This window comes from Citrobacter rodentium NBRC 105723 = DSM 16636 (assembly GCF_021278985.1).
GTDB classification, from domain to species: Bacteria; Pseudomonadota; Gammaproteobacteria; order Enterobacterales; family Enterobacteriaceae; genus Citrobacter_A; species Citrobacter_A rodentium.
The window spans coordinates 3,802,923-3,821,845 of sequence record NZ_CP082833.1; the positions used below are offsets into that span (position 1 = coordinate 3,802,923).

20 protein-coding genes are annotated in these 18,923 nt (G+C 56.8%); 14 read left to right on the forward strand and 6 right to left on the reverse strand.

Going from position 1 to position 18,923, the window contains the following annotated elements:
* Positions 1-152 precede the first annotated feature (152 nt).
* The 4 genes from K7R23_RS18050 to tyrR all read left to right on the forward strand — a co-directional run bounded on the left by K7R23_RS18050 (position 153) and on the right by tyrR (position 4,759).
* Positions 153-494 carry a DHCW motif cupin fold protein gene (locus K7R23_RS18050; protein WP_012905927.1) on the forward strand — a complete coding sequence of 114 codons (342 nt, stop codon included), beginning with the start codon at positions 153-155 and terminating at the stop codon, positions 492-494.
* 119 nt (positions 495-613) lie between these two features.
* Positions 614-2,011: a YcjX family GTP-binding protein gene (locus K7R23_RS18055; RefSeq protein ID WP_012905926.1), complete on the forward strand. Its 1,398-nt coding sequence runs from the start codon at positions 614-616 to the stop codon at positions 2,009-2,011.
* Positions 2,008-3,069 (forward strand): YcjF family protein, encoded by a 1,062-nt coding sequence (locus tag K7R23_RS18060; protein WP_012905925.1) that lies wholly within the window; start codon positions 2,008-2,010, stop codon positions 3,067-3,069. The genes K7R23_RS18055 and K7R23_RS18060 overlap by 4 nt, the downstream gene beginning before the upstream one ends.
* Positions 3,070-3,217: 148 nt before the next feature.
* A complete protein-coding gene (gene tyrR / locus K7R23_RS18065) occupies positions 3,218-4,759 on the forward strand; it encodes a transcriptional regulator TyrR (RefSeq protein WP_012905924.1) in 1,542 nt (513 codons plus the stop codon).
* Between the two features lie 192 nt (positions 4,760-4,951).
* Here the strand turns inward: tyrR and tpx are convergent, their stop codons facing one another.
* Positions 4,952-5,458: a thiol peroxidase gene (gene tpx, locus K7R23_RS18070; RefSeq protein ID WP_012905923.1), complete on the reverse strand. Its 507-nt coding sequence runs from the start codon at positions 5,456-5,458 to the stop codon at positions 4,952-4,954.
* A gap of 121 nt (positions 5,459-5,579) precedes the next feature.
* On the opposite strand from tpx, the gene ycjG reads away from it, so the two are divergent.
* The gene (ycjG, locus tag K7R23_RS18075; protein ID WP_012905922.1) at positions 5,580-6,545 is read left to right on the forward strand and encodes an L-Ala-D/L-Glu epimerase; all 966 of its coding nucleotides are present in this window, start codon (positions 5,580-5,582) and stop codon (positions 6,543-6,545) included.
* On the opposite strand, the gene mpaA is transcribed toward ycjG, so the two are convergent.
* Positions 6,520-7,248 (reverse strand): murein tripeptide amidase MpaA, encoded by a 729-nt coding sequence (mpaA, locus tag K7R23_RS18080; RefSeq protein ID WP_012905921.1) that lies wholly within the window; start codon positions 7,246-7,248, stop codon positions 6,520-6,522. The genes ycjG and mpaA overlap by 26 nt on opposite strands.
* A gap of 183 nt (positions 7,249-7,431) precedes the next feature.
* Between mpaA and mppA the strand changes: the two genes are divergently transcribed.
* Positions 7,432-9,045, forward strand: coding sequence for a murein tripeptide ABC transporter substrate-binding protein MppA (gene mppA / locus K7R23_RS18085; RefSeq protein WP_012905920.1), 1,614 nt, complete (start codon positions 7,432-7,434; stop codon positions 9,043-9,045).
* A gap of 91 nt (positions 9,046-9,136) precedes the next feature.
* Entirely contained in the window at positions 9,137-9,397 is a 261-nt protein-coding gene (locus tag K7R23_RS18090) for a DUF2534 family protein (RefSeq protein ID WP_012905919.1), read from the forward strand.
* A gap of 45 nt (positions 9,398-9,442) precedes the next feature.
* Here K7R23_RS18090 and uspE read toward each other — a convergent pair whose 3' ends face one another.
* The 3 genes from uspE to ogt form a co-directional block, all read right to left on the reverse strand.
* Entirely contained in the window at positions 9,443-10,390 is a 948-nt protein-coding gene (gene uspE, locus K7R23_RS18095; protein ID WP_012905918.1) for a universal stress protein UspE, read from the reverse strand.
* Positions 10,391-10,541: 151 nt separating this feature from the next.
* Positions 10,542-11,294, reverse strand: a complete 753-nt coding sequence (gene fnr, locus K7R23_RS18100; protein WP_012905917.1) for a fumarate/nitrate reduction transcriptional regulator Fnr — start codon at positions 11,292-11,294, stop codon at positions 10,542-10,544.
* A gap of 194 nt (positions 11,295-11,488) precedes the next feature.
* On the reverse strand, positions 11,489-12,004 hold the full coding sequence (gene ogt, locus K7R23_RS18105; protein WP_012905916.1) for a methylated-DNA--[protein]-cysteine S-methyltransferase: 516 nt from the start codon (positions 12,002-12,004) through the stop codon (positions 11,489-11,491).
* Positions 12,005-12,281: 277 nt separating this feature from the next.
* Between ogt and smrA the strand changes: the two genes are divergently transcribed.
* Positions 12,282-12,845, forward strand: a complete 564-nt coding sequence (gene smrA, locus K7R23_RS18110) for a DNA endonuclease SmrA (protein ID WP_012905915.1) — start codon at positions 12,282-12,284, stop codon at positions 12,843-12,845.
* On the opposite strand, the gene K7R23_RS18115 is transcribed toward smrA, so the two are convergent.
* Positions 12,842-13,648, reverse strand: coding sequence for an IclR family transcriptional regulator domain-containing protein (locus K7R23_RS18115; protein ID WP_012905914.1), 807 nt, complete (start codon positions 13,646-13,648; stop codon positions 12,842-12,844). The two genes, smrA and K7R23_RS18115, sit on opposite strands and share 4 nt — an antisense overlap.
* A 170-nt stretch (positions 13,649-13,818) precedes the next feature.
* Here K7R23_RS18115 and K7R23_RS18120 point away from each other — a divergent pair, with 170 nt between their 5' ends.
* The 6 genes from K7R23_RS18120 to pcaC are packed head-to-tail and all read left to right on the forward strand — an operon-like array spanning position 13,819 to position 18,882.
* A complete protein-coding gene (locus K7R23_RS18120) occupies positions 13,819-14,508 on the forward strand; it encodes a 3-oxoacid CoA-transferase subunit A (protein ID WP_024132682.1) in 690 nt (229 codons plus the stop codon).
* Between the two features lie 10 nt (positions 14,509-14,518).
* On the forward strand, positions 14,519-15,175 hold the full coding sequence (locus K7R23_RS18125) for a 3-oxoacid CoA-transferase subunit B (RefSeq protein WP_012905912.1): 657 nt from the start codon (positions 14,519-14,521) through the stop codon (positions 15,173-15,175).
* Between the two features lie 9 nt (positions 15,176-15,184).
* Positions 15,185-16,387 carry a 3-oxoadipyl-CoA thiolase gene (gene pcaF / locus K7R23_RS18130; protein WP_012905911.1) on the forward strand — a complete coding sequence of 401 codons (1,203 nt, stop codon included), beginning with the start codon at positions 15,185-15,187 and terminating at the stop codon, positions 16,385-16,387.
* Between the two features lie 9 nt (positions 16,388-16,396).
* Positions 16,397-17,761 (forward strand): 3-carboxy-cis,cis-muconate cycloisomerase, encoded by a 1,365-nt coding sequence (locus tag K7R23_RS18135; RefSeq protein ID WP_012905910.1) that lies wholly within the window; start codon positions 16,397-16,399, stop codon positions 17,759-17,761.
* Positions 17,739-18,503: a 3-oxoadipate enol-lactonase gene (pcaD, locus tag K7R23_RS18140; protein ID WP_012905909.1), complete on the forward strand. Its 765-nt coding sequence runs from the start codon at positions 17,739-17,741 to the stop codon at positions 18,501-18,503. The genes K7R23_RS18135 and pcaD overlap by 23 nt, the downstream gene beginning before the upstream one ends.
* Positions 18,493-18,882: a 4-carboxymuconolactone decarboxylase gene (gene pcaC / locus K7R23_RS18145; RefSeq protein WP_012905908.1), complete on the forward strand. Its 390-nt coding sequence runs from the start codon at positions 18,493-18,495 to the stop codon at positions 18,880-18,882. The genes pcaD and pcaC overlap by 11 nt, the downstream gene beginning before the upstream one ends.
* The last annotated feature ends 41 nt before the right edge of the window (positions 18,883-18,923 follow it).

Below are 18,923 nucleotides of genomic sequence, written 5' to 3' on the forward strand. Positions count from 1 at the left end.
ACCGGATATGAGTTTACATTTACCGGTACGCATGGCTGCAATAATCGTTAATCAATGACTATTCTCTGGCTCAAATGAATATATGATGTTAAAAATTTGTGAGGCGTTCAAAATTGAACGTCAGAACTCATATTCACGCAGAGGTCAACAGAATGAAGATGGATACGTTTGCTTTTGGCACAACGAACTGGAATGAAGTCGAAAGGACCGAGCATCCGGGAGAAACTGGCATTGCTTACTGGCGCACACAGTTCTTTGGTAACAAGCCCAGCCAAATCCGTGTACGTATGGTTGAGTATACTCCTGGCTACCTGGCGGACCATTGGTGTCAAAAAGGACATATCCTTTTTTGCATGGAAGGCGAGTTACAAACCGTGCTGGAAGATGGACGTGAATTTGTCCTGAAGTCGGGAATGAGTTACCAGGTTGGCGATAACGCCGAGCGACATCAGTCAAGAACAAGTACAGGCGCAAAGCTCTTTATTGTTGATTAACTTGCTTGCGTACAGGTCAGGCCGACACCTCCATACCCGCTTGATAATCAACAGCCTGTCCCCATCTTATAACCTATACGTTATAATTTTTGCTGGCCTTCAGGCATAACGGGATGGCGATGAAGAGACTCACCAATGAACTCAACGCGCTGGTCAATCGCGGCGTGGACAGGCATTTACGCCTGGCCGTCACCGGACTGAGCCGGAGCGGGAAAACGGCGTTTATTACCGCGATGGTTAATCAGCTGCTGAATATTCACGCCGGAGCGCGTTTACCGCTGCTGAGCGCCGTGCGTGAAGAACGTCTGTCTGGGGTAAAACGCGTACCGCAGCGTGACTTTGGTATTCCGCGCTTTACCTATGATGAAGGGCTGGCCCAGCTGTATGGCGATCCGCCGAACTGGCCGACGCCGACCCGCGGCGTAAGCGAAATGCGTCTCGCGCTGCGCTACAAATCCAAAGATTCCCTGCTGCGTCATTTCAAGGACAGCGCCACTCTGTATCTGGAAATTGTCGATTATCCCGGGGAATGGCTGCTCGACCTGCCGATGCTGGCGCAGGATTACCTGAGCTGGTCGCGGCAAATGACCGGTCTGTTACAGGGGCAACGTGCCGGGTGGTCGGCAACATGGCGGCAGCTGTGTGAAGGATTAGACCCGCTGGCGTCTGCCGATGAAAACCGGCTGGCGGAGATCGCCGCCGCATGGACCGATTATCTGCATCAGTGCAAACAGCAGGGGCTGCATTTTATCCAGCCAGGACGCTTTGTCCTGCCCGGCGATATGGCCGGCGCTCCGGCGCTGCAGTTTTTCCCGTGGCCGGACGTCGACGCCTGGGGAGAAGCAAAACTGGCGCAGGCGGGTAAGCAGACCAACGCCGGGATGCTGCGCGAACGCTTCAACTATTACTGCGAAAAAGTGGTAAAAGGATTTTATAAAAACCATTTTTTGCGTTTCGATCGCCAGATCGTGCTGGTGGACTGCCTGCAACCGCTGAACAGCGGGCCGCAGGCGTTCAACGATATGCGCCTGGCGCTGACTCAGCTGATGCAAAGTTTTCACTACGGACAGCGCACGCTGTTCCGCAGGCTGTTTTCGCCGGTGATCGACAAACTGCTGTTTGCCGCCACGAAGGCCGATCATGTCACTATCGACCAACACGCCAACATGGTTTCGCTGTTACAGCAGTTAGTTCAGGATGCCTGGCAGAACGCGGCGTTTGAGGGGATCAGTATGGACTGTCTGGGGCTGGCCTCCGTGCAGGCTACCACCGGCGGGCTGATTGACCTGAACGGTGAAAAGATCCCGGCGCTGCGCGGGCATCGGCTGAGCGACGGCGCGCCGCTGACCGTCTATCCCGGCGAAGTCCCTTCACGTCTGCCGGGGCAGGCATTCTGGGAGAGTCAGGGCTTCCAGTTTGAGGCGTTTCGCCCGCAAAAAATGGATGTCGATCAGCCGTTGCCGCATATCCGTCTGGATGCCGCGCTGGAGTTTTTAATAGGAGATAAATTGCGATGAGCGAACCGTTAAAACCGCGTATTGATTTCACCGGTCCGCTTGAGGTCGAGCAGATCCCGACGTTTAAGGCGCAGCAGACGTTCAGCGAAAGCCAGGCGCAAAGCTTCGCGCCGGTAAATGTGGATGAACCGGCAGAAGAAGGGCAGGCTGAAGCCGTTATTGACGCGGCATTGCGGCCCAAACGCAGCCTGTGGCGCAAAATGGTACTGGGCGGACTGGCGCTGTTTGGCGCAAGCGTGGTGGGTCAGGGCGTCCAATGGACGATGAATGCCTGGCAAACCCAGGACTGGGTGGCGCTGGGGGGCTGTGCCGCCGGGGCGCTGATTATCGGCGCTGGCGTCGGATCGGTGGTGACGGAATGGCGGCGTCTGTGGCGCTTACGTCAGCGGGCCCATGAGCGCGATGAAGCGCGGGAGCTGCTGCACAGTCACGGGACCGGCAAGGCGCGCGCCTTCTGTGAAAAACTGGCGCGGCAGGCGGGAATTGATCAGTCGCATCCGGCGCTGCAACGCTGGTATGCCTCAATACATGAAACGCAGAACGATCGGGAAATTGTCAGCCTGTATGCTCATCTGGTGCAGCCGGTGCTGGATGCGCAGGCCAGGCGTGAAATCAGCCGCTCGGCGGCGGAGTCGACGTTAATGATCGCCGTCAGCCCGCTGGCGCTGGTGGATATGGCGTTTATCGCCTGGCGCAACCTGCGTCTGATTAACCGTATCGCCGCCCTGTACGGTATTGAACTGGGCTACTACAGCCGCCTGCGCCTGTTCCGTCTGGTGTTGCTGAATATCGCCTTTGCCGGTGCCAGCGAACTGGTAAGAGAGGTGGGGATGGACTGGATCTCGCAGGACCTTGCCGCGCGCTTATCGACCCGCGCCGCGCAGGGTATCGGCGCTGGGCTGTTAACGGCGCGCCTGGGCATTAAGGCGATGGAGCTTTGCCGCCCGCTGCCGTGGATCGACGGCGACAAACCGCGGCTGGGCGATTTTCGTCGTCAGCTGACAGGCCAGCTGAAAGAAACCTTGCAGAAAAACGCCGCCGCCCGCGACAAATCCTGACTGTACCGGCGTTGAACGCGTAGCTTTACGCCGAAACGCCTGTTTTTCCAGCACGCTGTCAATATTTGTTGACAGAATCCTTCCTGCTATTCCATTCATAGCTTATCATCATATCTATCGTTTTTTTATTCAGGTGAAGGTTCTCCCCATGCGTCTGGAAGTCTTTTGTGAAGATCGTCTTGGTCTTACCCGTGAATTACTCGACCTGTTGGTGCTGCGCAGCATTGATTTACGCGGTATTGAGATCGATCCGATTGGGCGGATTTACCTTAATTTTGCCGAACTGGAGTTCACCAGCTTCAGCAGCCTGATGGCGGAAATTCGCCGCATTTCGGGCGTCACGGACGTGCGCACTGTGCCGTGGATGCCCTCTGAACGTGAGCATCTGGCGCTGAGCGCGCTGCTTGAGGCAATGCCGGAACCTGTTTTATCGCTGGATTTGAAAAGCAAAATCGAGATGGCGAACCCGGCGAGCTGTCAATTATTTACGCTCAATCCTGAGCGGATGCGCAGTCATACCGCCGCGCAGCTGATCAACGGTTTTAACTTTCAGCGCTGGCTGGAGGGCAACCCGCAGACGTCGCATAACGAGCATGTGGTGATTAACGGACAGAATTTCCTGATGGAAATTACCCCGGTCTATCTGCAAGGGGAAAACGAGCAGCAGATGCTGACCGGCGCGGTGGTGATGCTGCGTTCAACGATTCGTATGGGTCGCCAGCTGCAGAATCTGACCACGCAGGACGTGAGCGCTTTCAGCCAGATTGTCGCGGTCAGCGCGAAGATGAAGCACGTCGTCGAGCAGGCGCGCAAGCTGGCGATGCTGAGCGCGCCGCTGCTAATCACCGGCGATACCGGCACCGGCAAAGATTTGTTCGCTCATGCCTGTCACCAGGCCAGCCCGCGCGCGGGTAAGCCCTATCTGGCGCTCAACTGCGCCTCCATACCGGAAGATGCGGTTGAAAGCGAACTGTTTGGCCATGCGCCGGAAGGCAAGAAAGGCTTTTTCGAGCAGGCGAACGGCGGTTCAGTGCTGTTGGATGAAATCGGCGAAATGTCGCCGCGCATGCAGACCAAGCTGCTGCGTTTTCTGAACGACGGTACGTTCCGCCGCGTGGGAGAGGATCATGAAGTGCATGTGGATGTGCGCGTTATCTGCGCGACCCAGAAGAATCTGGTCGAACTGGTGCAAAAAGGCCTGTTCCGCGAAGACCTCTATTACCGGCTTAACGTACTGACCCTGAATCTGCCGCCGCTGCGCGACTGCCCGCAGGATATCATGCCGCTGACCGAGCTGTTCGTGGCGCGCTTTGCCGACGAGCAGGGCGTACCGCGACCAAAACTGTCCGCTGATTTGAGTACGGTGCTCACCCGCTACGGCTGGCCTGGCAACGTCCGGCAGCTGAAAAACGCCATCTACCGGGCGCTGACGCAGCTTGATGGCTACGAGCTGCGCCCGCAGGATATTTTACTGCCTGATTACGACGCCTCGGCTGCGGCGCCAGGGGAAGATGCGATGGAAGGGTCACTGGATGAAATTACCAGCCGCTTCGAACGTTCGGTGTTAACGCAGCTTTATCGTAGTTATCCCAGCACGCGTAAACTGGCAAAACGGCTTGGCGTCTCGCACACCGCGATTGCCAACAAGCTGCGTGAATATGGGCTGAGCCAGAAGAGAGGCGAAGAATAAGGGAAGGGGAATCTGGTCTGGAATGCCTGATGGCGCTACGCTTATCAGGCCTACGGGCTAATGCGTAGGTAGCCTGTAGGCCGGATAAGGCGCTAGCCGCCATCCGGCGATGTGCCACAGAGAAATGATTCGGACCGTAGGCCGGATAAGGCGTCAGCCGCCATCCGGCAAAAATGTATTGAGGGTTGTCGGTTACGCTTTCAGCACGTCCAGCGCCGCAGCATAATCGGGTTCGGTGGTAATTTCATCAACCAGCTGACTGAAAATGACGTTGTCGTTTTCATCAATCACCACAACGGCGCGTGCGGCGAGGCCTTTCAGGGGGCCTTCGGTGATTTCCACGCCATAATTCTTCAGGAACTCAGCGTTACGCAGGGTGGAAAGCGTAATCACATTGCTCAGACCTTCCGCGCCGCAGAAACGGGACTGCGCGAACGGCAGATCCGCGGAAACGCACAGCACCACGGTGTTTTCCAGTTCGGTGGCCAGTTGATTAAATTTACGTACCGATGCTGCGCATACGCCGGTATCAATGCTTGGAAAAATGTTCAGCACTTTACGTTTGCCAGCGAACTGGCTGAGCGCGACGTCAGACAGATCTTTTGCCACGAGGGTAAAAGGCTGCGCCTTGCTACCTGCCTGAGGAATGGCGTTGGCGACTGCAACCGGGTTGCCCTGGAAATGAACGGTTTGTGACATGGTTATCTTCCTGTTTACATATAGTTAACTTCACGGCTAGTTTATGCCAACACTTAATCACACGGCAAACGCTATTTCTGCGTAACGCACAAACGACCACGTTATTGCTTGAGGAGAGAAGATGAGATCTGTGAAGGTATACGAAGAAGCCTGGCCGTTACATACTCCCTTTGTGATTGCCCGTGGCAGTCGCAGCGAAGCGCGCGTGGTGGTGGTTGAACTGGAAGAAGACGGGGTGAAAGGGAGTGGCGAATGCACTCCCTATCCGCGCTATGGTGAAAGCGACGCATCGGTGCTGGCGCAGATTATGAGTATCGTCCCACAGCTGGAGAAGGGGCTGACCCGCCAGCAGCTGCAGCAACTCCTTCCCGCTGGCGCTGCGCGTAACGCCGTCGACTGCGCGCTGTGGGATCTGAGCGCCCGCCAGCAGCAGCAAACGCTGGCGGAATATACCGGCGTGACGCTGAACGCTTCTGTCACTACCGCGCAAACCGTGGTGATAGGCACGCCGGAACAGATGGCTGCCAGCGCCGCGGCGCTATGGGAGGCCGGAGCGCGACTGCTAAAGGTAAAGCTGGACGACCGGCTTATCAGCGAGCGGATAGTGGCGATTCGTTCGGCGGCGCCGGAGGCGACGCTTATCGTTGATGCCAATGAGTCCTGGCGCGCGGAAGGCTTAGCGGCGCGTTGCCAGCTGTTAGCCGATCTCGGCGTGGCGATGCTGGAACAGCCGCTGCCCGCCCAGGATGATGTCGCGCTGGAGAATTTTATTCATCCGTTACCGATCTGCGCCGATGAGAGCTGCCATACCCGCAGCAGCCTGAAGGCGCTGCGCGGACGTTATGAAATGATCAATATTAAGCTCGATAAAACCGGTGGCCTGACCGAGGCGCTGGCGCTGGCGACAGAAGCGCAGGCGCAGGGTTTTGCGCTGATGCTGGGCTGTATGCTGTGCACGTCGCGGGCGATCGCCGCCGCGCTGCCGCTCACTCCGCAGGTGACGTATGCGGATCTCGATGGCCCCACGTGGCTGGCGGTCGACGTGGAGCCTGCGCTACGTTTTACGACCGGGCAATTGCATCTGTAGGATGCCAGCGCAGCAGGCTGGACATCGCCTGCAAATATTTTTCGCTGGCTTCGTCAGAGGAGATCGGCGGAAATTCGGCCGTGATGCAGTGCAAACCCAGATCCGCGCACCAGCTGCCGAAAGATCCGGGCGTTTCATAACCGACGCTGGTCACCAGGGGCAGCGCAAACGCCTGCGCCAGCCAATCCCCCAGCTCGCTGCTGGCGGGATCTTCAATACAGGCCAGCGGATCGTGAAAAGAGACTACCCATGCGGGGTGAATACGGTGAATAAGCTGGCACAACGCCTGGGTTTCAGGTTCCGAACCGGGACGGTCTCCCGTCAACAGTACGACGTCGCGTTCTGCGGCGGCGCTGTTCCAGCGATACACCGTCTCTCCGGCCTTCCAGTTTGCGGCGGGAAAATTACGGTTAAGATCGACGCCATTGGCGTTGGCGCGAAGCCCTAACTGACAGCCATCCGGATTGACCGCGAGGATCGCATGATGGCAGCGCAGCGACGGCGTAAGCGTGCGCAGCGCGCAGGAAAGCGTAACTACGGATGAATTCTCGTCGCCGTGCGTTCCTGCGATAATCAGACCGCTTTCGCGATCGGCGGCGGGCGCCGGAAACCAGATCAGCGGCGCGCCTAGCAGGGAGCGACCATAATGTTCAGTTCCGGGCGGAAATGCGCCACGTTCGGCACGAGGGCGGGTAACGGTCATAGGCGTCTCTGAATGCTGAAGTGATGTTTCGCAGTGTTGTGCAAAATTCGCCGATAATCAAATCGTTTTCACGTGTTCGTGTTTTTCGTTGTCGCATCAATTTTTTGCCGGAAGTTATTTGCATTTCTATAAGGCGAAACAAATAATTACGCCATCATTGATAAGCCGTTTTGAGGGAATCTTATGAAGCACTCTGTTTCAGTCACCTGTTGTGCGCTGTTGGTGAGCAGCATTTCTCTGTCATATGCTGCGGAGGTTCCCAAAGGCACGGTACTGGCAGAGAAGCAGGAGCTGGTTCGTCATATTAAAGATGAGCCGGCAACGCTTGACCCGGCTAAAGCGGTCGGACTACCGGAAATCCAGGTTATTCGCGATCTTTACGAAGGGCTGGTAAATCAGAACGAAAAAGGGGAGATCGTTCCCGGCGTCGCTACCCAGTGGAAAAGTAACGACAATCGCATCTGGACGTTTACCCTGCGTGATAATGCCCGCTGGTCGGACGGCACGCCGGTAACCGCGCAGGATTTTGTTTACAGCTGGCAGCGGCTGGTTGACCCGAAAACGCTCTCTCCCTTTGCGTGGTTCGCCGCGCTGGCGGGGATTAATAACGCGCAGGCAATTATCGATGGCAAAGCGACGCCGGACAAGCTTGGCGTCAGCGCGCCGGACGCCCGCACCCTGAAAGTGCAGCTGGACAAACCGCTGCCGTGGTTTGCGAATCTGACCGCGAATTTTGCCTTTTACCCGGTGCAAAAAGCCAATGTGGAAAGCGGTAAAGACTGGACCAGACCCGGGAAACTGACGGGTAACGGCGCCTACGTTTTAAACGATCGCGTGGTGAATGAAAAGCTGGTCGTGGTGCCGAATACCCATTACTGGGACAGCGCGAAGACGATTCTGCAAAAAGTGACCTTCCTGCCGATCAATCAGGAGTCCGCTGCGACGAAACGCTATCTGGCTGGCGATATCGATATCACTGAATCTTTCCCGAAAAATCTGTACCAGAAACTGCTGAAAGACATTCCCGGCCAGGTCTACACGCCGCCGCAACTGGGAACCTATTATTACGCGTTTAATACGCAGAAAGGGCCGACGGCGGATTCCCGCGTGCGTCTGGCGCTGAGCATGACCATTGACCGGCGGATTATGGCTGAAAAGGTGCTGGGAACCGGCGAAAAACCGGCCTGGCGTTTTACGCCGGATGTCACGGCGGGCTTCACGCCGGATCCGTCTCCTTTTGAGCAGATGAGTCAGGAAGAGCTGAACGCGCAGGCGAAAACGCTGCTTCGTGCGGCAGGCTACGGTCCGCAGAAGCCGCTGAAGCTGACGCTTTTGTACAACACCTCAGAAAACCACCAGAAGATCGCCATTGCGGTGGCTTCTATGTGGAAGAAAAACCTGGGCGTGGATGTAAAACTGCAAAACCAGGAGTGGAAAACCTATATCGACAGCCGCAACACCGGAAACTTTGATGTGATCCGCGCTTCATGGGTAGGGGATTACAACGAGCCGTCAACTTTTCTGTCGCTGCTGACGTCGACCCATTCTGGCAATATCTCCCGTTTTAACAACCCGGCGTATGATAAAGTGCTCGCCCAGGCGACGACGGAGAATACCGTTGAGGCGCGTAACGCAGATTATAATGCGGCAGAGAAAATCCTCGCGGAACAGGCGCCGATCGCGCCAATTTATCAATATACCAATGGCCGACTGATTAAACCCTGGCTGAAAGGGTATCCTATTACTAACCCGGAAGATGTCGCTTATAGCCGGACAATGTATATTGTGAAGCATTGAGTTTAATGCAGGTTTGTCGGCAGACATCGGCGTATTGTCATGATATTGTTATGCATAAGTAAAAAGCATACAGCAGTAAAAGGACACATTTATGATCATGACAAAGCTTAGGTCAGCAAAGGGCAAAAAGTTTCTGTTGTGCCTGCTTGGCGTATTCATCATCGCCGCGACCGTGGTAACGCGCGCGACGATCGGCGGCGTGATTGAGCAGTACAATATTCCGCTGTCTGACTGGACGGCATCGATGTATGCCATTCAGTCCTCAATGATTTGTGTCTACAGCCTGGTTTTCACCGTGCTGCTGGCGATACCGTTGGGGATCTATTTTCTCGGCGGAGATGATAAACACTAAAAGATAAGGCCCGATGATTCGGGCCTTATCTCTTTTACGACAGCGTTAATCGTCTTCGTCGTCTATTTCGACCGGCGTCTGGAACTGATCGGGTTTAATAACCAGCAGGTCGCAGCGTAAATGATCGATAACCTGTTCAGCCGTATTCCCCAGGAAAGCGGCGGAAATGCCGGTGCGCCCGATAGTGCCCAGTACGACAATCCCTGCCTGCAAATGTTCGGCTAAATCGGGGATGACTTCCTCAGGCAAGCCTTTTTCAACGTGGGTAACTTTTTCGTCGATGCTGAATTTCTGACGCAGCGCTTTCATCGCCAGCAGGTGCTGACCGCGAATCGCATCGTTGTAAACGCTGGGATCGAATTCCGGCAGTTCAATGGCGATATTGATTGGCGTAACGGGATAGGCGCCGACCAGATGGACTTCGGTGTGGTTGACCTGCTCCGCAAGTTGCAGCGTCTCTTTGACCAGTTTTTCATTGAGCGCATTATGATAAGGCTCTTCGCTGGCCAGATTAACCGCCACCAGCGCTTTACCGCCTTCGGGCCAGGGCTGATCTTTAACCATCCACACCGGGCTCGGACATTTACGTAGTAAATGCCAGTCGGTAGGGGTGAAGATCACCGCTTCCAGCTTATCGTGCTGGTGCGCCATTTTCAGCACCAGATCGTGCCCGCCGCTGATGACTTCCTGGATGATGGCTTCAAAGGGGCGGTTGTGCCAGACCACCTTGATTTCAATCGGAACGCCTGCTTCAAGATAGTATTTAGCTTGTTCGCGTATCCACGCCGTCCGCTGACTGATCACCCCCTGTCGCATTGCCGTGCGCTCATCCGGCGACAGCAGGGTCGTCATCTCATAGGAAAAGTCGTAGATCGGCAGGAAGGCTTTAATTTTGCCACCAATCCGTTGATGCAAATAAACCGCACGCCGTAACGCAGGTTGATCGTCCTGATTCGGATCGACAACCACCAGCATGTTTTGATACATAGCCATACAGGGTCTCCTTACAACTGTCATCGCAGTTTGTAATTAAAAGAGTAACCCAATAATGTAAATTGAAACAGGAAAGAATCTTCTGTCAGATCAATAAATCAGGAAAATTTAGAGATATGACAGAAGGGTTTCTGAAGGCATTGCGGAAAGATTAAGCGACGTTGCGCGTATGACCGGCGAGCAGCGCCAGCGCATCGCTGTTTTCAATAGTGATGTACTTGCCTTTTACCGCCAGCATCCCGCTTTTCTGGAAACGTCCCAGCAGACGGCTGATGGTTTCGACGGTCAGACCGAGATAGTTGCCGATATCGCCGCGCGTCATAGTGAGGCGGAATTCACGCGGGGAAAAGCCGCGCTGGGCAAAACGACGGGACAGGTTATAGATAAACGCCGCCAGGCGTTCTTCCGCGTTCTTTTTGGAGAGCAACAGGATCATATCCTGATCGCCTTTGATCTCGCCGCTCATCAGACGCATCATCTGCTGACGCAGATTCGGCATTTTACCTGACAGATCGTCCAGCGTTTCAAACGGGATTTCGCAGACCATTGAGGTTTCCAGCGCCTGCGCAAAGCTCGGATGATGACCGCTGCCGATGGCGTCGAAGCCAACCAGGTCGCCAGCAAGATGGAAACCGGTGATCTGCTCATCGCCTTGTTCGGTAATAGTGTAGCTCTTGATGGTGCCGGAACGAATGGCATAGAGCGATTTCAGCTCGTCACCCGCTTTAAACAGGGTTTGCCCTTTCTGGATCGGCTTTTTACGCTCGATGATATTATCAAGCTGATCAAGCTCATGCTCGTTAAGTGTGAACGGGATGCAAAGCTGGCTGATGCTGCAATCCTGGCAATGGATAGCACAACCGCCAGACTGAATGCGCCGTATAATTCGCTTTTCCGGGATCATAGGTCTGCTCAAGCCGTAATTGATATTAGTCAATTTTAACATCTTTTTAGTGGGCACGTAAGTCTGAGCGAACAGCAATAGCGGATAATTCCGGAAAGTGCGAATAAATTATTTCTATCTGTCTGAAAAGTCACAATTTTAATAAGGGGACTTTACGTAAAAGTGTGAGTAAGAAGGCACGAATTGCCTGGATTCTAGAGCAGCAGATAGCCTTCATGGCGCAATAGCCACTCTTTTCGCTGTACGCCGCCTGCGTAACCGGTCATCGTGCCGTTACGCCCGATAACGCGATGGCAGGGCACTACGATGCTGATCGGGTTCGAACCGTTGGCTGCGCCAACCGCGCGCGCCGCGCCTGGTCGCCCCAACTGTTCGGCCATCTGACCATAATGCATAACCTGACCACAGGGAATAGAACGTAACATCTGCCAGACTTCACGCTGAAATGGCGTGCCGCCAGTGGCGGTCGGCAGCGTATCGATAACCTGAATATTGCCGGAAAAGTAATCGTTGAGCTTGTCGCTCAGCCCGCCCGGATTTTTGGCCGCCACGCGGATGTAGCCTTCCGCGCGATAGTGAATATCCAGCAACTGTTCCATCCGGTCGCTGTGCTGTTCCCACTCGACGGCGCGCAGACGAAACTGTTCATCGCAAATGACCCAGAGCGGCCCGAGCGGGGTCGCAATTTTATCTTCCAGTAGTGTGAGCATCGTTATCCTTTATAGAGACAGCGGATCGGGCGACAACAATCTATCACGGCGGCTTGTCGGGTTGCTATACCCCTGATTTGGGATAAAAAAGAGTCAGTCGATGACAGCCAGGCATTACGTAAACACACCGTATCTCCCTTATTGTTCCCGTTGGCATTCCTGTATACGTGAGTAAAACCGCAGATGCAGGAGCGTTTACTGGAAACATCTGTAAACCGTTGTCGGTATGCCGGGGGGCGGTTATGATAAAGGCTGGCTTAATACGGGAGGAGGTAACATGAACCTTGACGACAAAGCGCTGTTCCTTGACGCCATGGAGGATGTCCGGCCTCTCAAACGATGCACCGACGTTCACTGGCAGCCGGTACGGAATGCGCGTAAACCGCAGCGTATCGATACGCTTCAGCTTGATAACTTTCTTACCACCGGCTTTCTGGACGTGGTGCCGCTGTCCCGGCCGCTGGAATTTCGTCGCGAAGGGCTGCAAGTGGGCGTGCTCGACAAGTTGCGGACGGGTAAATACAGCCAGCAGGCCAGCCTCAATCTGTTGCGCCAGCCGGTGGAGGAGTGCCGTAAGCAGCTGTTCAGTTTTATCATGCAGTCACTTCAGGATGGCCTGCGCAACGTGCTGATTATTCATGGCAAAGGGCGGGAAGATCGCTCGCACGCCAATATTGTGCGCAGCTATCTGGCGCGCTGGCTGACCGAATTTGACGACGTACAGGCATACTGTACGGCGCTGCCGCAGCATGGCGGCAGTGGAGCGTGCTACGTGGCGTTGCGAAAAAGCGCGCAGGCGAAACAGGAAAACTGGGAGCGCCACGCCAAACGCAGCCGTTAATCCAGCAACAGCGACAGTTCCTGCGCGGCTTTTTGCAGCTCCGGCAGGACGCGGGTGCGCAGCTCTTCCGCGGTAACCTGTCCGGCATGGACGCCGACGTTCAGCGCCGCCTGCACCTGGCCCTGCGCGTTTGCCAGCGGAACGGCAATTGAGCGCAGCCCCATCTCCAGCTCCTGATCGTTTAACGCATAGCCCTGCTGGCGCACCTTTTTCAGCTCCGCGCGCAGCGCCGCCACAGAACTTACGGTCTGCGAGGTGTAGCGAATCATCGTGATCCTGCCCAGCATATCGTTCAGTTTATCCTCAGACAGATGGCTTAATAACACGCGCCCCATCGATGTGGACCAGGCGGGCAGACGACTGCCGATATCCAGATCGATAGTCATGATGCGCGAGCTGGAGGCGCGGGCGATATATAAAATATCGTCGCCGTCGAGCGTGGCGATAGAGCAGGATTCATTCAGCATTTCACTCAGGTGCTTCAGTACCGGCTGGGTAGCGCGCGCCAGCGGGGTGGAGGCGAGATAGGCATGCCCCAGCGCGAGGATCCGCGGACGTAACTCAAAGTTTTTGCCGTCTTGCGCATACACAAAGCCTAGCTTACTCAACGTATACAGACAGCGTCTCACCGCGGCGCGGGGAATACCGGTTTTTTGGCTAATCTGCGAGATCGACAACACCCGCCGCTGCGGCGTGAAGGCCTGAATCACTTCCAGTCCCCGCGCCAGTGAAGCCATAAAATTAGGGTCGCCCTTGAACGGGTCGGCCTCGTTGTTCAGACGATCGTCAGGATGTTTTTCCACCGTTTTTTCCTCATTGTCCGCCAGCGATCACATTCTGCGCACAAATATAATTGATGTTCGATTATCGCACCATATTTCGATTATCGCCCTTGCCTGGCTTCGTTAAGTGGGTCACATTTTGTGCGAACAACGCAAAAATGTGCGAAATACGCACCACAAGGAGCGAGCAGATGATTGACAAGAGTGTGCCTTCGCTGGAGGAAGCCATCGCCGGGATTCCGGATGGCGCCACCATCATGATTGGGGGATTTGGTACGGCGGGGCAGCCCACCTGGCTGATAGAGGCGCTGATTGCGCAGGACGCCCGCGATCTCACCATCATCAATAACAATGCGGGCAACGGCGAAGTCGGCCTCGCGGCGCTGCTGAAGGCGAAACGCGTGCGCAAAATGATCTGCTCGTTTCCGCGTCAGGTCGATTCACAGATTTTTGATGATCTGTACCGGCGCGGCGAAGTGGAGCTGGAGCTGGTGCCGCAGGGCAATCTGGCGGCGCGTATCCAAGCGGCAGGGGCCGGGCTGGGCGCGATCTACACCCCTACGGGCTTTGGAACGCCGCTGGCGGAAGGCAAAGAAACCCGCTGCATTGACGGGAAGCATTATGTGCTTGAATACCCCATCAAAGCGGATTTTGCCCTGATTAAAGCCCATCTTGCGGATCGCTGGGGTAACCTGGTGTACCGCAAGGCCGCGCGTAATTTCGGACCGATTATGGCCACCGCCGCAGCGACCACCGTTGTGGAAGTGAACCGGCTGGTCCCGCTGGGAGAGCTTGATCCTGAACACATCGTTACGCCAGGGATTTTCGTGCAACGCGTCTTTTCGCTGGAAAACGTGGCGGACGCCGCGCTGAGCGCCTGAGGAGAAAATAATGAAGAAACTGACCCGAGATGAAATGGCCAGACGCGTCGCGCAGGATATTCCCGAAGGCGCGTACGTGAACCTCGGTATCGGCTTACCGACCCGTATCGCCAACTACCTGCCGGCGGAAAAAGAGATCTTCCTGCACAGCGAAAACGGTCTGCTGGGCATGGGGCTGAAACCGGCGGAGGGAGCTGAAGATCCGGAGCTTATTAACGCCGGGAAAGAGTATGTGACCCTGCTAAAAGGCGGTTGCTATTTTCACCACGGCGACTCGTTCGCCATGATGCGCGGCGGCCACCTGGATATCTGCGTGCTGGGGGCGTATCAGGTTTCAGCCACCGGCGATCTGGCGAACTGGAGCACCGGCGCGCCGGACGCGATACCCGCCGTCGGCGGCGCAATGGACCTGGCGATAGGCGCGCGCCAGGTGTTTGTCATGATGGATTACCTGACCCGCGACGGTGAATGCAAGCTGGTCGGGCAGTGCAGCTATCCGTTAACCGGCATTGGCTGCGTGAGCCGTATCTATACCGATCTGGCCGTTATTGATATCACCGAAAAAGGGCCGGTGGTGCGGGAGATCTTCAACGGCATCTCTTTTGAGGAGCTGCAACGGCTGACGCCGGTCACGCTGCGGTTTGAACAACTGGCGCAAAGCGCGTAAGGAACTATGATGAATCAGGCATTTATCTGTGATGCAGTGCGCACTCCGTTTGGTCGTTTTGGCGGCATGCTGGCAGGCGTCAGGGCTGACGATCTGGCCGCCATTCCCTTAAAAGCCCTGCTTGAGCGCCATCCCGGATTAGACCCGGCGGCAATAGACGATGTGATCTACGGCTGCGCCAATCAGGCGGGAGAAGATAACCGCAACGTTGCGCGCATGGCGCTGCTGCTGGCGGGTTTGCCGCAAAGCGTGCCGGGCAGTACGGTAAACCGCCTTTGCGGTTCCAGTCTGGATGCGATAGGTATCGCCGCGCGGGCGATCAAAAGCGGTGAAACGCAGCTGATGATTGCAGGCGGCGTGGAGAGCATGTCGCGCGCGCCGTTTGTGATGGGCAAGGCGGAAAGTGCATACAGCCGCAGCATGAAAATGGAAGATACCACCATTGGCTGGCGCTTTATTAATGCGCAGATGAAAGCGCGTTACGGCGTTGACTCGATGCCGGAAACGGCGGAAAACGTCGCTAATGAATTTGCCATCAGCCGCGCCGATCAGGATGCTTTCGCGTTACGCAGCCAACAGCGCACAGCTGCCGCTCAGGAGCAGGGGCTGTTTAGTCAGGAATTGATTTCGGTGACGGTGTCACAACGGAAGGGCGAGCCGCGGGTGCTGTTAACAGACGAACACCCACGGGCGACTTCAGCCGAAGCTTTGGCGGCGCTGAAGGGCGTGGTACGTCCGGACGGTACGGTGACGGCGGGGAATGCTTCAGGGGTCAATGATGGCGCCTGCGCGCTGCTGATTGCCAGCGAAGGGGCGATGGCGCAGCAAGATTTACAGCCGCTGGCGCGGATTGTCGGCGTGGCGACGGCAGGCGTAGCGCCGCGTATTATGGGCTTTGGTCCGGCGCCGGCGGTGCGTAAGGTGCTGGCGCAGACGGGGCTGTCCCTTGCGCAGATGGATGTGATTGAGCTTAATGAGGCGTTTGCCGCCCAGGCGCTGGCGGTGATGCGCGATTTAGGGTTACCCGACGATGCGGCGCAGGTGAATCCAAACGGCGGGGCGATTGCGCTGGGGCATCCGCTGGGCGCTTCCGGCGGACGTCTGGCAATGGCGGCGGCGTATCAGCTTCAGCGTACCGGCGGGCGCTATGGACTCTGTACCATGTGTATCGGCGTCGGCCAGGGGATCGCGCTGATTATAGAACGAGTGTAAGGAGCAGGAATGAGTTTGCTAACCCCGTTGATGCGCGGAACGGCGTTGACGGCAGAATTTTCAGACTACCAGCGGCTGCAGGGAATGCTTGATTTTGAGGCCGCACTGGCCCGTGCGCAGGCTGCCTGCGGCGTAATTCCCGCTTCCGCCGTTGCGCCAATTTCCCGCGCCTGTCGCGCCGGGCGTTTTGATATGGTCGCGTTAGCGGAGTCGGCGCAGGCGGCGGGCAATCTGGCGATCCCTATGGTCAGGCAGTTAACCGCGTTGGTCAGGGCGGAAGATCCCGCTGCCGCGGGTTACGTACACTGGGGAGCGACCAGTCAGGATGCCATTGATACCGGGCTGGTGCTGCAACTGCGCGCCGCGCTCAGCGACACGCAGACGCAGTTAAGGCTGGTGATTGACAGTTTTGCCCGTCAGGCATTGCGCTATCAGCATACGGTAATGCCGGGGCGCACATGGATGCAGCAGGCGCTGCCGGTCACCTGGGGACTAAAGCTGGCCGGTACGCTTGATGCCCTGCTGCGCTGGGAATCGCGGTTAGAGCAATTGCTGCCGCGGTCGCTGGTGCTGCAGTTTGGCGGCGCGGCGGGTACGCTGGCCTCGCTGAAACAGGATGCCCTGCCGGTCGCGGAGCGGCTGGCGCAGGAGCTGGATCTGACGCTACCGGATACGCCCTGGCATACCCAGCGCGATCGGCTGCTGGAGGTCGGCGCCTGGTATGCCGGTGTCGGCGCGACGTTGGGCAAATTCGCTCAGGACTTCGCGTTGCTGATGCAAACCGAGGTGGCGGAGGTCAGCGAGCCCGTTGCGGCGGGCCGGGGCGGATCGTCGACGATGCCGCACAAACGTAATCCGGTCAGTTGCGCCGCGATCCTCACCGCCATGCAGCGGACGCCGGGACTGATGGCGACGCTGTATAACTGCCAGTTACAGCAGCACGAGCGCGCGCTGGGCGGCTGGCAGGCGGAATGGGAGGTTCTGCCGGAAATTATGATGCTGGTTGGTCATGTGATGCAGGAGACGCAGCGGCTGGTGCAGGATATGCAGGTTTTTGCGCAAAAGATGCGCGAAAATCTGGCGATCACCAATGGTCTGCTGATGGCGGAATCCGTCACCCTGGCGCTGGCGACGTTTACCGGCAAACAGCAGGCGCATCATCTGATCGAAAACCTCTGTCATCAGGCGGCGACAAGCCAGCGCTCACTCTTATCGCTCCTGTTGCAGGAGCCGCAGGTAACGGCGCATTTTGATGAATCACAACTGACTTCGCTGCTCGATCCGGCCGGGGCGATCGGCAGTGCGGAACACTTTATTCAGCGTGTGCTGACACGCTATAAGGCGCGACAATATGCAACTGAATTATCAGATTGAAGGGCCGGACAATGCGCAGGTTGTGGTGTTGTCCGGTTCGTTAGGGACGACGCTGGCGATGTGGGAGCCGCAGATGGCTTCCCTGACGGCCCGCTACCGCGTGCTTCGCTATGACACTCACGGGCATGGCGTCACGCGTAAAAGCGGCCAGGTCGATCTCGCGCAGCTGGGACGGGATGTGATTGCGCTGCTGGACCATCTTGATATTGCGGCGGCGCATTTTTGCGGGATCTCAATGGGCGGGCTTACTGGCCTGTGGCTGGCCTGTCATCATCCTCAGCGTATGCTGAGCGTGGCGGTGATAAACAGCGCCGCGCGTATTGGCGATGAAGCTGGCTGGCGCGCCCGCGCGCAAACTGTGCGCGCAGAAGGGATGCGCGCCATTGCCGCCAGCGCGCCTGAACGCTGGTTTAGCCCGGCATTTCGTCGATCTTCGCCGGAGACGGTGGCCGCGCTGTGTCAGCAACTGGCTGAAACGTCCGCGGAAGGCTATGCCGCCTGCTGTGATGCGTTAGCAACCGCCGATCTGCGCGCTGAGATCGCCAGCATCCGGCTGCCGGTATTGCTGATTGCCGGCAAAGAGGATCCGGTCACCACCGTTGCCGATGCGCAGTTTATGCATCAGCGCATTGCCGGGTCGTCAATGCTTACCGTAAACGCATCGCATTTATCCACTATTGAAGCGCCGGAGGCGGTAAACGCGGCGTTATTATCATTTCTGGGAGAACAGCATGCAGGATGAACAACGTTATGAGCAGGGAATGATGGTACGGCGCAGCGTGCTGGGCGATGCGCATGTCGATCGCACGGTACAGAATCTGACGCCGCTCAATACCGATTTTCAGGATTTCATTACCCGCTATGCCTGGGGCGATATCTGGAGCCGTCCCGGTCTGGGCAGGCATACGCGCAGTATGATCACCATCGCGATGCTGATTGCCCTGAACCGGGAAGCGGAGCTGAAAATGCATCTCAATGCGGCGTTCAACAACGGCGTAACGCGCGAGGAGCTGAAGGAACTGATTATGCACTCCGCGCTGTACTGCGGTTTGCCCGCAGCGAATGCGACGCTGCATCTGGCGCAACAGGTCTTTGACGAGCGCGACGCTGAAGGCAGGTAGCCCGACAGCCACCGGCGACGCGACGTGTCGCCGGAAATGGC